Below are 12,932 nucleotides of genomic sequence, written 5' to 3'. Positions count from 1 at the left end.
CTGCCGGCGCCTACTGCCGCGACTCGCCGCGGCCCGTCACTTCAGCCTTCGATGAAGGGCATCTCCACTATCGTAGCCGGGACCTTCTGCCCCCTGATCTCGACGCTTACCGCCTGTCCCGGGGTCGCGAAGCGTCGGTCGATCCATCCCATCGCGATGCCCTCGCGGGTCACGGGAGAGATGGTCCCCGAACTGATCTCGCCGATCTGCTGCTGGCCCTGGAAGAGGCGATAGCCATGACGCGCCACCCCGCGCTGATTAAGCTTCAGGCCCACCAGAACCCGCGGACAGGACGCCCCCCAGATCTTCTCGCGACCGAAGAACTCCTTGTCCTTGACGACCCACTTGAAGGGAGTGCAGAGAGGGTTCGTCGTCGCGCTGAGGTCGGAGCCGAAGAGCGCGTAGCCGGCCTCGAGTCGCAAAGTGTCGCGTGCGCCCAGTCCGCAGGGCGTCGCGCCCGCTCGCACCAGGCCACGCCAGACCTCTTCTGCCGAAGCGGCCGGCACGAAGATCTCGAAGCCGTCTTCACCCGTGTAGCCGGTGCGAGCGATGCGCACCGTCGCGCCGAACAGCTCCAGCTCGCGAAGGCCGTTCTTGCGCAGTTCGGTGAGGTCGGTCTTCGCCAGGCGCTCGAGGAGAACCGCCGAGCCTGGGCCCTGGAGCGCAAGGAGCGCCCACTCGTCTGATCGATCTATCACCGTGCAGTCGTAGCCGGTCGCCAGTCGCCGCAGGTGCGACACCACATCTTCGCGGCTGCCGGCGTTGCAGACCAGGAGGTACTCCTCGTCGCCGATCCGATAGAGGTAAACGTCGTCGATCAACCCGCCGCGGTCGTTGGCCAGCATCGAGTAATGAGCCCTGCCTACCCTCAGCTTGGCTGCATCGTTGAGGGCGACGTAACGGAGGAACTCGACCGCGCCGGGGCCGGAGACAACGACCTCGCCCATGTGGCTCACGTCGAACAGGCCGACCCCGTGTCTCACCGCGAGGTGCTCTTCGTTGATCCCGGTGGGGTACTGCAGCGGCATCTCCCATCCCGAGAACTCGACCAGCCGAGCGCCCAGTTCCACGTGCGCGTCATGGAGGGGGGTGCGTTTCATCCGGCCGACGATATCACGCCCTCGCGGGTCCCGAACTTGGCGGTTAGAGCGATGGTGAACAACCGGAAAGGCCGGCGCGAGAACGCCGGCCCGGACTCGACCGAGGAAGCCTCAGGCCTTCTGCGCGAGTTTCTCCAGCACGAGCTTGCTCACCGCACGGAGGGGTTCGAACACTCCCTGGAACTCCTGTGCGACGGCTTCGAACACCGGGTACTTCTGCTGTGGATCGAGCACCTGACGGATCATCTCGACCGGCAGAGCGTCCGGCATGTCGCGCTTGTTGATCTGGATGGTGAGCGGGACGTCGTCCAGGGAGAGGTTGTACTCCTGGAGGTTCTCTCGCAGGCTCCTGAGGCTCTCGGCGTTGGCCCGCAACCGGTTCGGGGCCGAATCGGCGATGAACACCACACCGTCCACACCCCGGAGGATGAGCTTGCGGCTCGAGTTGTAGAAGACCTGACCGGGGACGGTATAGAGGTGGAAGCGCGTCTTGAAGCCGTTCACGCTTCCAAGGTCGAGAGGCAGGAAGTCGAAGAACAGAGTCCGCTCATCCTCGGTCGCCAGGCTCACCATCTCACCCTTCGATTCGCCAGGGACGTTGGAATAGATCTGCTTGAGGTTGGTCGTCTTCCCCGAGAGTCCGGGGCCGTAGTAGACGATCTTGAAGTTGATCTCGCGGGCAGAGAAGTTGATGGTGCTCATGATTTCTCGTTCCCGAAGAGGGTATCGAGGAGAGCACCGGTGCTCTCGCTCCACTCCTGGTCGAAGGTGACATCGGGAGCTTCGCCCTGACTGGTCTCGAGCAACACCTTGATCGCCTGTGCGGCGTTCTTGGTGAACAGCTTCACCCGGCCCAGCGCTGCGCTGCTGTCGAAGACGGTGACCAGCAACGCCTCTTCGCCCAACTCCTCGAGGTAGGTCCCTACCTCGGCCCCCTGCTGGACCATCTCCTGGAAGCCCGTCTCCCCGAACAACTTGGCGATGGCTGTGTTGGCCGAGTAGTTGGAGGCGATAAGGGTAGCGAAAGAGTCGAGGGAAGGAGGCTTGGGAGCCCAAACGGCTCGCGAATGCATCAGCACGAACCCCTTCAGGTCGATGATCATGGCATAGCGGGCGTGGCTCTTGGCCAGCAGCTCCTTGAGCAGAGCATCGACCTTCTCGAAGGTCTCGCCGTAGAGTTCGAGGGACGGCTCGAGCATGGCAAGGACTGTAGCAGGAGGGCTAGCGCCGGTGACGTCGAAGAACCCACTTCGAGGGGCCTCGCGGCGGCAGAGGCGGTGTGCCGCCGGTAGGCCGAAACGTGCTTTCGATCCCCTTATGACTATGTCTTAGCGTATATTCAGCGGCTTCGGCGGGTTGGATACTTTCCACGTGTGTACGGGCGAACAGGGCGTTCTACGCTCCGACGTCGTTCCGGCACGCTCATAGATCCTAAGGGGGGAAACATGAAGGGAAGTCTTTTCACACTGTTCTTGAGTCTGTTCCTGGCGCTCGGATTGGCGTTCGGTCAGGCTGACCAGGACGCCGGAGGCGCGGTTCAGGATCAACCGGCTCAGGAGACGCCTGCCGGCGGGGATGACGGCGCTGCCGACCAGCCGATGGACCAGCCCGCTGATCAGCCAGCCGATCAGCCGATGGATCAGCCGGCCGACGAGCCCGTGGACCAGCCGGCGGATCAACCGGCAGACCAGCCGATGGACCAGCCCGCCGGTGAAGAAGGCGTAGCCGGTGGCGGTCAGGCCGATATGGCGGCCGATCAGTCGATCCTCGAGGCGCTGCGGTCGAACCCCGACTTCAGCACGTTCGCCGATGCTCTCGAGCAGGCGGGCCTCGACATGACGCTTGAACAGGAGGGACCTTTCACCGTCCTGGCGCCCACCAACCAGGCCTTCGAGCAGGCCCAGATCGACCTGGCCAGCCTGGATCAGGAGGCTCTTACCACTCTGGTGCGTAACCACATCGTTTCCGGTATGGTTTCGGCCGATCAGCTGACCACCCTGTCCGGTGTCGTGACGCTACTCGGCAACGAGCTCGCGGTCACGCCGTCGACCGGTCAGCCGGTAGCCGGTGCTCAGCAGCCGGAGGGTGAGGTTGCTGGCGGTGGCGCCGCGGAAGAAGGCGAGCAGGACGAAGCCGCCGCTCCGGAACAGGCCGAAGAACAGCCCGGTGATGTCGATCCTGCTCAGGCCGAACAGGCCCCGATGGGCCAGCCCGGTGCTGGTGGCGCGGTTGGCCTCAGCATCGGCGAAGCCACGGTCACCCAAGAGGCGATCCAGACCGCGAGTGGCGTGATCTACGGCATCGACACCGTCCTGGTGCCTTCGGGCCTCCAGGGCGTCGAAGGCGGCGGCGCCGCCCAGCCTGGCGCTGAAGAGGAACCAGCCGAGCCCGCCGTTCCTGGCCAGGACTCCGCCGCGCCCGGCGAAGAGCCGGCCGCGCCCGCTGAGGAGCCGGTTACTCCCGGCGAAGATCCCGCCGAGCCGGTGACGCCTCAGACTCCTGACGGCGACGACGCCGGCATGGGTGAAGACGCCGGGGCCGATGATGTCGGCGTTGGCGACGACGCCGCGGATGACGACGCAGCAGGCGACGATGCAGCGGGTGATGACGCAGCAGGCGACGACGCCGGCATGGGTGACGACGCCAACTGACGAAAGTCGCGTTCGACCCGGACGAAAGCGGGTCGGCAAGTCGAGAGGGCCGGGGTTCGCTCCGGCCCTCTCCCTTTTCTCGCTCCTGCGAAGCGCGTACCTGCTGCCTAGGTACGCGGCTAACCGGGGGACAATGACTGTGATACTATCTAGCTCACGTCCTACCGGTTGGACTTTCATCCCGACTTCATCGCACCGACCGGATCCGGAGCTGAGGCGAATGGTGATCAGAGAAAAGGCGCCCCTCATCCTGCTGGTCGAAGACAACGAAGACGACGTGCTTCTCACCGTTCGTGCCCTCAGGAGCCTCAACCTCCTGAACAGGGTCGAAGCTGTCAGAGACGGGGTCGAAGCGATCGAGTTCATGCGTTGCGAGGGCCGCCACGCCTCCCGTTCGCCCGACGACATGCCTCAGCTGGTACTCCTGGACGTGAACCTTCCACGGATGAACGGCATCGAAGTCCTCCGCCGGATGAAGTCCGACGAGAGGACCAGCTCGATCCCCGTGATAATGCTGACCACCTCGGGCCAGGAGGTCGACATGCGGGCAGCGTACGAGAGCGGCGCCAATTCGTACATACGCAAGCCGGTCGAGTCGGAGGCGTTCCAGGAGGCGATCAACAACCTCGGGTTCTACTGGTTGGCGGTGAACACCCCTCCACCGCAGGGGAGCAGCAAGCGGTCCGAGTAGTAGCCGTGCTTGTAGCAGGCTGGGCCAACCGGTATATTGTTGAGGCTTGCGAGGGGACACCTCCGCACTCTCCTGGCGATGTAGCTCAGTTGGTGAGAGCGCACGACTCATAATCGTGAGGTCGACGGTTCGAGCCCGTCCATCGCTACCAAGGTTCGATCGATCTCCCGGTCCGCGCGGCCGGGAGCTCCTGTTCCCGCTCTATCCGGCCCGCGGTGAGAGCTTCGCCGGACCATCACAGCTGCGAACTGACCGCAGCAGCTGCTCTGGTTACTCTGTTCCCGGTTCGCACCCGCTGAACCCCGGACGAGACGCGCCGTACCCGGTCACGACAAGACGACGCGAGCCGGAGGTGAAGTAGTGTCGTGGTTCATCCTGATCTTCGCGGGGCTTCTAGAGACGGCCTGGGCGATCGGCCTCAAGTACACCGAGGGGTTCACCCGGCCCCTCGCCAGCGTCCTCACCATCGGTACGATGGCTCTAAGCATGTGGCTCCTCGCGGTAGCGGTCAGGGAGCTGCCGATCGGAACCGCCTACGCAGTGTGGGTGGGCATCGGTGCTCTGGGAGCAGCCGTGCTGGGCATCGTGCTGTTCCAGGAGCCGGCTACCGTGCCCCGGATGGTGTTCCTGCTCCTCTTGCTGGTCGCCATAGTCGGGCTCCGGCTCACCGGGGCGACCGGCGAGTAGCAGCGCCCGGCAGGTTTCTCTGCCCCGAGCGGGCGTGTCATGCTTGAGCGGTTGAGACGACTCCGACCCGGACGAGCCGGAACCGGGCCGGCTAGGAGAGGACCAGAATGCTTGACCTATACGACGTGAACGGGTTGCTCGATGCCGACGAGCGCCAGGTCAGAAGCGTGGCGCGACGCTACCTCGAGAGCGAGGTCATGCCCGAGATCGCCACCTGGTGGGAAGAGGGTGCCTTCCCGCGCGAGCTCGCGAATTCGTTCGGAGAACTCGGCTTCCTGGGCCCGAACCTCCCCGAGGAGTACGGTGGAGCTGGGCTGAGCAACGTCGGCTACGGACTCATCATGTACGAGCTGGAGCGCGCCGACTCGGGCCTGCGCAGTTTCGCCAGCGTCCAGGGTTCGCTCGTGATGTATCCGATTTTCGCCTACGGCTCCGAGGAGCAGAAGCGCGAGTACCTGCCCGAGCTGGCCGCGGGGCGGATGGTGGGCTGCTTCGGCCTCACCGAGGCCGACGGTGGGAGCGACCCCGGTGCGATGAAGACACGGGCCCGACGCGACGGCGACGAGTGGATCCTCGATGGTTCCAAGATGTGGATCACGAACGGCAACATCTCCGACATAGCGGTCGTCTGGGCCAAGGACGATGAGGGAACGGTGCAGGGCTTCATCGTTCCCCGCGACACGCCCGGCTTCCGCGCCAACCTCGTTAAGCACAAGATGAGCCTGCGGGCCTCGGTGACGAGCGAACTGGTGCTCGACGGCGTACGGATTCCGGAGCGTCTGCGGCTGCCTGGGGGTAGCGGCCTCCGCGCCCCGCTCGGATGCCTCACGCAGGCCCGCTACGGCATCGCCTGGGGAGCGATGGGGGCCCTCGAAGCCGTCTACGAGGAGGCTCTCGACTTCGCCGGATCGCGCCGAACGTTCGGAAGGCCGATCTCGAGCCGGCAGCTAGTGCAGCACAAGCTGGTCGAGATGGCCACCGGCCATACCACCGGTATGTTGCTCGCCTGGCGACTGGGCAGGCTCAAGGACGCCAGCCAGATGAGCTTCAGCCAGGTGAGCCTCGCTAAGCGCAACAACGTGAGGTGCGCGCTGCAGGGCGCCCGAGCAGCGCGTGAGATCCTCGGCGGGAGCGGGATCACTCTGGAGTACCACTCGATACGTCACATGCTGAATCTGGAGACGGTCGACACCTACGAGGGCACCTTCGATATCCACACGCTGATCGTGGGCCGCGAACTGACCGGGCAGGGCGCTCTGGAGTAGGGAGCCGGTCCCGGGGAGCGGGGTCGCCAACACGGTGCGGAGGGCACCCGACCAGTAGATTGGGCTGGTGGCAGCGGGGGGAAACAGTGGCCGTACGGCCACGGGGAACGGACTGGAACCACTGTGCAGGCAGATGGCGGGTGGAGAGCGCACGGACGTTGCTACGGCTGGGAGGCCCGAGGCCACCCTCATCTACAACGCTCATGCCGGCAGCGGCGCCGGGCCCGACGCCGAGGAACTGGTTTCGCTCCTGGATGACGCCGGCTTCGAAGCCCGCTACCGGCCCACCGAGTCGGCTGCCGATCTCGATCAGATATTCAAGGATGATGCGGGCCTGGTCGTGGTCGCGGGTGGCGACGGCACTATCCGGGAGGTTGCGAAACGGCTCGTGAACAAGCCGAGACCACTAGCCATCATCCCTTTAGGCACGGCTAACAACACCGCCCGAAGTCTGGGCATCGACGGCAACGTGGCGCAACTGATCGCCGGTCTGAGGAGTCCCCGCAGGCAACGCCTCGACGTCGCCAGAGCTCGTGGACCGTGGGGAGACGAGTTCATGCTGGAGGGGGCCGGCTTGGGCCTCTTCGCCAACGTCCTGGCCGCCTATAACCCCGAAGCGGGCAAGAGCCTCATGCGGGCCGTGGCTGCGGCGGCGAACAATCTGGGGGATGCGCCCGTCCGCTGCCGTATCGAGCTCGATGGAGAACGGCTCGATGGCGACTTCCTCATGGTCGAGATCCTCAACATGCAGGCCGTTGGGCCAAGGCTTGCGCTGGCCCCCGAGGCCGACCCCGGCGATGGCCTCCTTGACCTCGTGCTCGTGCGACACGAGAACCGCGACGCCTGGTTGGCGTATCTGCGCGGACTGGTGACGAAGGGGCTTCGTAAGCTTCCGAGTGTCGAGGTGCTCCGTGGTCGCGAGCTGAAGATCAACTGGCGTGGTTCGGCCTTCCACGTAGATGCTCAGCCGTACTGCGAAGGCGGGCTCGGGTCGGACACCAAGCGGTTCTCGGCGAAGATCGAGCTGGTGCCGGGCGCTATCGAGCTGTGGCTTCCGGGGACGGAAACCGGGTAGGGAAAAAGGGCAAGGAGAATAGGAGTACCGTTCGGTCCTCTGATCGTCCGGAGCGGGTACCAGCCGGCGCCCCATGGCGTCGGAAAGCGGGACCAGAAGTGGGGGCAGGAGGCGCCTCGGGTCGCCTGGGGTATGGGCCGGCAGGCGCCTCCTTCGGCAGGGGATGGCTCACCGGGAGCCGAGTACAGAACCTATGACAGTTGCGCCGGTTCCGACCTGGTTGTAACTCCTATTCGGACCGGTAATCCAGTGCTTACCAGTCCCGTTCTCGCGGTGGTGCCGGGAGCGGGGCTCGAACCCGCACGCCCTCGCGGGCAGCGGATTTTAAGTCCGCAGCGTCTACCATTCCGCCATCCCGGCAGGCCGTCACAGTATACGACGAGGGCGTGAAGGCGCCGGATCGTTTTAACGTCGTAGGCCCCGCAAGAGCCGCTCCGACCGCAAGCACTGCCGGATCGGGGACGCCTAGTCCTGGACCCACTCCTTCGCCCGCTCCAACGCTCGCGTCCAATCCTCCCGCAACGCATCCCGGGTCGACTGCTCCATCCGCGGTTCGAAACGGGCGTCCTCCCGCCACTGACGGGCGATCTCGGCCTCGTCCTGCCAGAAGCCCACCGCGAGGCCGGCGAGGTAGGCGGCGCCCAGGGCTGTCGTCTCGGTGATCTCGGGACGCACGACCGGTACGCCTAGCAGGTCGGCCTGGAACTGCATGAGCAGGTCGTTGTTCGAGGCGCCCCCATCAACGCGAAGTTCACTGAGGCCGCTCCCGCGATCCTTCTCCATGGCCTGGATGACGTCGGCGACCTGGAAGGCGACGCTGTCGAGCGCAGCTCGAGCGATGTGGGCCCGACCGGTTCCCCGGGTCATGCCCACGATCGTGCCGCGCGCGTACTGGTCCCAGTGGGGCGCGCCCAGGCCGGCGAAGGCCGGCACCAGGTAGACCCCGGCGCTGTCCTCGACGCTGCGGGCCAACGCCTCTACGTCGGAAGACCGCTCGATGATGCCGAGCCCGTCGCGCAGCCACTGCACCACCGCTCCGGCTATGAATATCGATCCTTCCAGCGCGTAGGTGACGGCGCCGTTCCGCTGCCACCCCACCGTGCTCAGGAGCCGATTGCTCGACTCGATCCGCTCGTCACCCGTGTTGAGGACGATGAACGCGCCCGTCCCGTAGGTGCTCTTGCCCTGCCCTGGCGAGAAGCAGGCCTGGCCGAAGGTCGCCGCCTGCTGATCGCCTGCGATCCCTGCGATCGGTACAGGCCCGCCGTCCAGCCGGGTTTCGGCGTAGACCTCCGAGGAGGCGCTGACCCTCGGCAGCATCGCGCGCGGGACGCCGAACACCTCGAGCAGCTCGTCGTCCCAGTCGAGCCGATCGATGTCGAACAGGAGAGTCCTGCTGGCGTTCGAAACATCGGTGACGTGGCACTCGCCGTTCGTGAGCCGGTAGATGAGCCAGCTGTCCACGGTGCCGAAGAGCAAATCGCCCGACTCGGCCTTCTGTCTGGCGCCCGCCACGTTATCGAGGATCCAGGCGAGTTTGGAGCCGGAGAAGTAGGCGTCGAGCACCAGGCCGGTTCGCCCGGTGAACAGCCCGCCGAGTCCTCGCTCCTCGAGGGCGTCGATAGCCTGGGCCGTACGCCGGTCCTGCCAGACTATCGCCGGGTAGACCGGCTCGCCCGTGTCCCTGTCCCACACGATCGTCGTCTCGCGCTGGTTGGTGATGCCGACAGCTGCGACGTCACTGCTGCCCACGCCGGCGCTCTTCAGCACCTCCAGCATCACCCCGTGCTGGCTCTCCCAGATCTCCTCGGGGTCGTGCTCGACCCAGCCCGGCCTGGGGTAGTGCTGCTCGAACTCACGTTGAGCGGTTGCGTGGATCCGTCCCTGATGGTCGAAGAGTATCGCGCGCGAGCTGGTGGTCCCCTGGTCGATAGCGAGGATGAAGTCGGGCATAGGCTTCCTTTCGCTGTTTCTCCCGTTGCGGTGCTCTCAGATCGTCAGAGTGCTGTCTCTCAGCCTGACCCTGGCGTAGGAGCGATCTCCCCGCAGCACCCGCGCCAACCTCTCCTCGTCCTTGGGCAACGACTTCGTGGCGTGACCGAGGTGGCTCTCGAAGCGGCCGACGCCGAACCTCTGCCCGAGGTTGCGGGTGAGGTCCGAGAGGAGCACGTCCCGCCGGGAGAACACCTGCAGGCTCAGCACGCCGAGGGCGGGGAAGAGGTGGAGCACGACGTGGGCCTCGTGTCCCAGTACGCACGCCGAGAAGCCGTCCGCCTCCTCGACGACCAGGCTCAGCGCGGGCTTGCGTGGGCCTTCGAGGAGTTCGTTCAGTTCGGCCAGGTAGGCTTCCACGTCGGACCGTCCTATCGGCGTCCACGACCCGGGTCGGGACGCGTCGACGACGAAGCGCCGGCCGAAGTCGACGCCGTACTCAGACATGGCGGTCGAGGCAGAGAGTGGGACGGGAAGGGATACGCATCGTCAAAGGGTACCAGACGCTCCCCGTCTCAACCTTTTACTCCACCGGCCGTGTACTGTCCCGTGAGCGCGTCCTGGAAGGCGTAGAAGAGCACCAGGATGGGCAAGGAGCCGAGCACGGCGCTGGCCGACAACGCCCCCCACTGGGTATCGAAGCGACCCACCGTGAAGTTCCGCAGGCCGATCCCTACGGTCCAGTTCTCCTGACCCACGAGCAGCGTGTTGGCCAGGATGAACTCGCTGTAGGTGCCGATGAACTGGAGCAGGAAGATGAAGAGCAGCATCGGGACGCTCATGGGCAAGATGATGCGCACGAACGCGCCCCAACGGGTCGCCCCGTCGACCAGAGCCGCCTCCTCGAGGCTGGGGCTGATCGACTCGAGGTAGCCCTTGAAGATCCAGGAGGCGAAGGCGATGGCACCGCCGGAGTAGGCGAGGATCAACCCGGTGAAGGTGTTTATCAGGTCGAGGTAACTCATCATGTAGTAGATGGCGACGAGGGCCATGAAGGCGGGGAACATCTGCACGAAAACGAATACCAGTAGGGTCCGGTAGCGGCCTTCGAAACGTAGCCGGGCGAAGGCGTAGCCGGCGGTAGCGCAGATCGCCACCGCGAAGAGCCCGGTACTGCCCGAGACCAGCAACGTGTTGCGGATGTAGAGCAGTATCGTCCGCTCGCTGGAGGCCGGCACCCGCTGTCCGGCTGCATTGACGCCGTAGAACTGCTCCGGCGAGATGGAGACCACCAGCGCGGCGAGCAGCAGGAATGCCGACCACCCTAGCCGGCTCGACCACTTCTCGAGACCGAGACCGCCGGCCCGGCGTCGACGCAGGTTCACCACGAGGAAACCCATTAGAGCCGCCACGACCAGTGCCAGCAGGAGCCACTGATAGCTCAGTATGTGCGTCTGGCTCAGGACCTTCTGGTACTGGACCAGCGAGAACTCGGCAGGATCGGGGAGCACGCCCGAGCGAACCAGCAGTGGACCTTGCGAGGGCAGTGCTCCGGCCAGGGAGTTCTGACGGTTGAAGGAGACCGCGAGCAGATAGACGACCGGGTAGAAGGTGAGGAGTAGGACCGTCCAGAGGAACACGTGCGTCGCCATCGAGAAGGCGTACTGCGATGCCTTCCCCGGCCTGGTCGCGCGACCGTACAGGTAAGCGCCCAGCCCCAGCGACGCGGCCAGTAGCAGGAGCACAGCCAGCAGCCTCGCCCAACCCCAGGGTACGACCAGAAATAGGCCCTCTCGCACCGGTTCGGGCGAGCTCGACAGGAGCCAGGAGATGGCCAGGAGGGTGACGATGCCAACAGCTGCGATCCCCGTGAGAGCGCGCGCTATCATCTGGCGGGCTCCTCCTTCAAGGCTCCGGTGACCCTGAAGTTCACTAGTGAGATGGCGATCGTCACGAAGAAGATCAGCAGTGAGATGGCCGAGGCGAGGCCGTAGGCGTAACCGCCCTGGTTCTTGAAGGCGGTGTTGTAGGCCCAGGAGATGAGGATGTCGGTGCCTCTGGCGGTGGCTGTACCCCAGGCGACGGGTGGACCGCCGTCGGTGAGTAGGTAGATGATGTTGAAGTTGTTGAAGTTGAAGGCGAACGAGGTGAGGGTGATGGGCACCAGGGCGCTGCGGAGGAGGGGGGCGGTGACGCCGGTGAACGATCTCCAGGCGTTGGCGCCGTCCATCCTGGCCGCCTCGTAGAGCTCGCGCGGGATGGCAGAGAGCGCGCCCAGAGTGGCGACCATTATGAAGGGGTAGCCGAGCCAGAGGTTGACGAGCAGCACCGCCGCCCGCGCGGACCATTCGCCGCCCAGAAGCCAGTTGATCGGCTCGGGCGTGACGTCGAGCAACATCAGCAACCTGTTCACGGCCCCGAAGTTCTGGTTGAGGAATCCCTTCCATACCTGGATCGTGATTATGTTCGGAAGCGCCCAGGGCAGGATCAGCAGGGTCCGGTAGAACGCCTTGAAGCGAAGCGCGGGATTGCTGAGGACCACCGCGAGGAGCACTCCCGCGGCCGTGTTCAGGAGTACCGTCGCGACAGCGAAGAGCACGTTCCAGGCGAACACCGGGAAGAGAGCCCGCGAGGCGTTGGCGAAGATCGTCTCGAAGTTCTCCAGGCCCACCCAGCTGGGATCGTTGTAGCGGGCGATCGAGGTGAACTCGAGATCCTGGGGAGGCGGCTCGTCGAGGGTGAGCACGCTGCCATCCTCCTCCACTACCCGTCTGCTCACCGGGATGCGGTCCAGTACGAGCCCCACCTGCTCGAGTTCCACCATCGCCGGATCAGGAGCGTTCTCAAGTATCAGCTCTCTGCCTTCCCCTTCTGACACCGGGAAGCGGAACCGGTCGCCGATCGCGGGCATGAAGAGGGCGACGGCCGTCACGCTGCGGCCTGGCGGCAACGGTTCGGCGAGGGTGAGGGTGGTGCCTTCAAGTGAAACCGCAGCGACTTCGAGTTGGCCGGAGGCGTAGAGCTCGACCCGCGCTCCGCGGCAACCATCGTGGAGCCCGGCGCAGTCGAAGGTTCGGGGGTTGGCTATGGTGACCTGGTTACCTTCGATGCTCACGATCGCCGTTTCCGAGGAGACGTTGAGGTCGCCCTTGCGAACGCCGGCATAGTCCGTGAAGGCCAGGCCGATGGTGAGTAGTACCGGCAGGAACGTGAAGACCAGCAGGAACAGGATCGCCGGCAGCAGGTAGTACCAGGGGATGATCCAGGTGAAGCGCCTGGCGATCAGGCCGAGGATGACGACGAATGCCGCCAGACCGATGACGAGCGAGCTGTAGGCGGGCACTCCGGGCAGCATCGAGCGGAGCAGCAGGTAACCGCCCAGGGCGACGGCCGAGGCTCCCAGGAGCGCCAGCAGCAGCAGCGATATGGACGCCAGAAGGGACGCTTCCCGGTTCCCTTCCGGGCTCAGGAGTTCGCGAGGCGTACGGGAGATGTCTATGGACATGCCTAAGAGGAGTGACCAGGAGCGAC

At 65.2% G+C, this 12,932-nt stretch carries 12 protein-coding genes, 2 tRNA genes and 1 riboswitch; of the genes, 6 read left to right on the top strand and 8 right to left on the bottom strand.

The window, feature by feature from the left end:
- Positions 1–41: 41 nt before the first annotated feature.
- From gcvT to VF168_10820, 3 genes are all read right to left on the bottom strand, one after another.
- On the bottom strand, positions 42–1,100 hold the full coding sequence (gcvT, locus tag VF168_10830; protein HEX7004665.1) for a glycine cleavage system aminomethyltransferase GcvT: 1,059 nt from the start codon (positions 1,098–1,100) through the stop codon (positions 42–44).
- 111 nt (positions 1,101–1,211) lie between these two features.
- Positions 1,212–1,802 (bottom strand): ADP-ribosylation factor-like protein, encoded by a 591-nt coding sequence (locus VF168_10825; GenBank protein HEX7004664.1) that lies wholly within the window; start codon positions 1,800–1,802, stop codon positions 1,212–1,214.
- A complete protein-coding gene (locus tag VF168_10820) occupies positions 1,799–2,299 on the bottom strand; it encodes a roadblock/LC7 domain-containing protein (protein HEX7004663.1) in 501 nt (166 codons plus the stop codon). Before VF168_10820 ends, VF168_10825 begins: the two co-directional genes overlap by 4 nt.
- Before the next feature lie 246 nt (positions 2,300–2,545).
- Here VF168_10820 and VF168_10815 point away from each other — a divergent pair, with 246 nt between their 5' ends.
- The 6 genes from VF168_10815 (at position 2,546) to VF168_10790 (ending at position 7,469) form a co-directional block, all read left to right on the top strand.
- Entirely contained in the window at positions 2,546–3,751 is a 1,206-nt protein-coding gene (locus VF168_10815; GenBank protein HEX7004662.1) for a fasciclin domain-containing protein, read from the top strand.
- A gap of 220 nt (positions 3,752–3,971) precedes the next feature.
- A complete protein-coding gene (locus VF168_10810) occupies positions 3,972–4,442 on the top strand; it encodes a response regulator (GenBank protein HEX7004661.1) in 471 nt (156 codons plus the stop codon).
- Positions 4,443–4,516: 74 nt separating this feature from the next.
- Positions 4,517–4,593 (top strand) — tRNA-Met (locus VF168_10805).
- A 128-nt stretch (positions 4,594–4,721) separates the two neighbouring features.
- Positions 4,722–4,788: riboswitch (guanidine-III (ykkC-III) riboswitch) on the top strand.
- A gap of 14 nt (positions 4,789–4,802) precedes the next feature.
- Positions 4,803–5,129, top strand: a complete 327-nt coding sequence (locus tag VF168_10800) for an SMR family transporter (GenBank protein HEX7004660.1) — start codon at positions 4,803–4,805, stop codon at positions 5,127–5,129.
- A gap of 107 nt (positions 5,130–5,236) precedes the next feature.
- Positions 5,237–6,394 carry an acyl-CoA dehydrogenase family protein gene (locus tag VF168_10795; GenBank protein ID HEX7004659.1) on the top strand — a complete coding sequence of 386 codons (1,158 nt, stop codon included), beginning with the start codon at positions 5,237–5,239 and terminating at the stop codon, positions 6,392–6,394.
- 67 nt (positions 6,395–6,461) lie between these two features.
- On the top strand, positions 6,462–7,469 hold the full coding sequence (locus VF168_10790) for a diacylglycerol kinase family protein (protein HEX7004658.1): 1,008 nt from the start codon (positions 6,462–6,464) through the stop codon (positions 7,467–7,469).
- Positions 7,470–7,743: 274 nt separating this feature from the next.
- Here the strand turns inward: VF168_10790 and VF168_10785 are convergent.
- From VF168_10785 to VF168_10765, 5 genes are all read right to left on the bottom strand, one after another.
- Positions 7,744–7,829, bottom strand: a tRNA-Leu gene (locus VF168_10785).
- Between the two features lie 105 nt (positions 7,830–7,934).
- A complete protein-coding gene (gene glpK, locus VF168_10780; protein HEX7004657.1) occupies positions 7,935–9,422 on the bottom strand; it encodes a glycerol kinase GlpK in 1,488 nt (495 codons plus the stop codon).
- Positions 9,423–9,458: 36 nt separating this feature from the next.
- Entirely contained in the window at positions 9,459–9,908 is a 450-nt protein-coding gene (locus VF168_10775) for a hypothetical protein (GenBank protein HEX7004656.1), read from the bottom strand.
- A gap of 68 nt (positions 9,909–9,976) precedes the next feature.
- A complete protein-coding gene (locus tag VF168_10770; GenBank protein HEX7004655.1) occupies positions 9,977–11,290 on the bottom strand; it encodes an ABC transporter permease subunit in 1,314 nt (437 codons plus the stop codon).
- Entirely contained in the window at positions 11,287–12,906 is a 1,620-nt protein-coding gene (locus VF168_10765) for an ABC transporter permease subunit (GenBank protein HEX7004654.1), read from the bottom strand. Before VF168_10765 ends, VF168_10770 begins: the two co-directional genes overlap by 4 nt.
- Positions 12,907–12,932: the final 26 nt, after the last annotated feature.

This window comes from Trueperaceae bacterium, assembly GCA_036381595.1.
In the GTDB taxonomy this organism is placed as follows: Bacteria; Deinococcota; Deinococci; order Deinococcales; family Trueperaceae; genus DASVCN01.
This window is presented reverse-complemented; position numbering and strand designations above follow the sequence as displayed.

Coding starts and splice junctions, on each gene's coding strand:
- glpK (HEX7004657.1), bottom strand. CDS start 9,422: ATGCCCGACTTCATCCTCGCTATCGACCAGGGGACCACCAGCTCGCGC.
- VF168_10795 (HEX7004659.1), top strand. CDS start 5,237: ATGCTTGACCTATACGACGTGAACGGGTTGCTCGATGCCGACGAGCGC.
- VF168_10765 (HEX7004654.1), bottom strand. CDS start 12,906: ATGTCCATAGACATCTCCCGTACGCCTCGCGAACTCCTGAGCCCGGAA.
- VF168_10825 (HEX7004664.1), bottom strand. CDS start 1,802: ATGAGCACCATCAACTTCTCTGCCCGCGAGATCAACTTCAAGATCGTC.
- VF168_10810 (HEX7004661.1), top strand. CDS start 3,972: ATGGTGATCAGAGAAAAGGCGCCCCTCATCCTGCTGGTCGAAGACAAC.
- VF168_10775 (HEX7004656.1), bottom strand. CDS start 9,908: ATGTCTGAGTACGGCGTCGACTTCGGCCGGCGCTTCGTCGTCGACGCG.
- gcvT (HEX7004665.1), bottom strand. CDS start 1,100: ATGAAACGCACCCCCCTCCATGACGCGCACGTGGAACTGGGCGCTCGG.
- VF168_10815 (HEX7004662.1), top strand. CDS start 2,546: ATGAAGGGAAGTCTTTTCACACTGTTCTTGAGTCTGTTCCTGGCGCTC.
- VF168_10820 (HEX7004663.1), bottom strand. CDS start 2,299: ATGCTCGAGCCGTCCCTCGAACTCTACGGCGAGACCTTCGAGAAGGTC.
- VF168_10770 (HEX7004655.1), bottom strand. CDS start 11,290: ATGATAGCGCGCGCTCTCACGGGGATCGCAGCTGTTGGCATCGTCACC.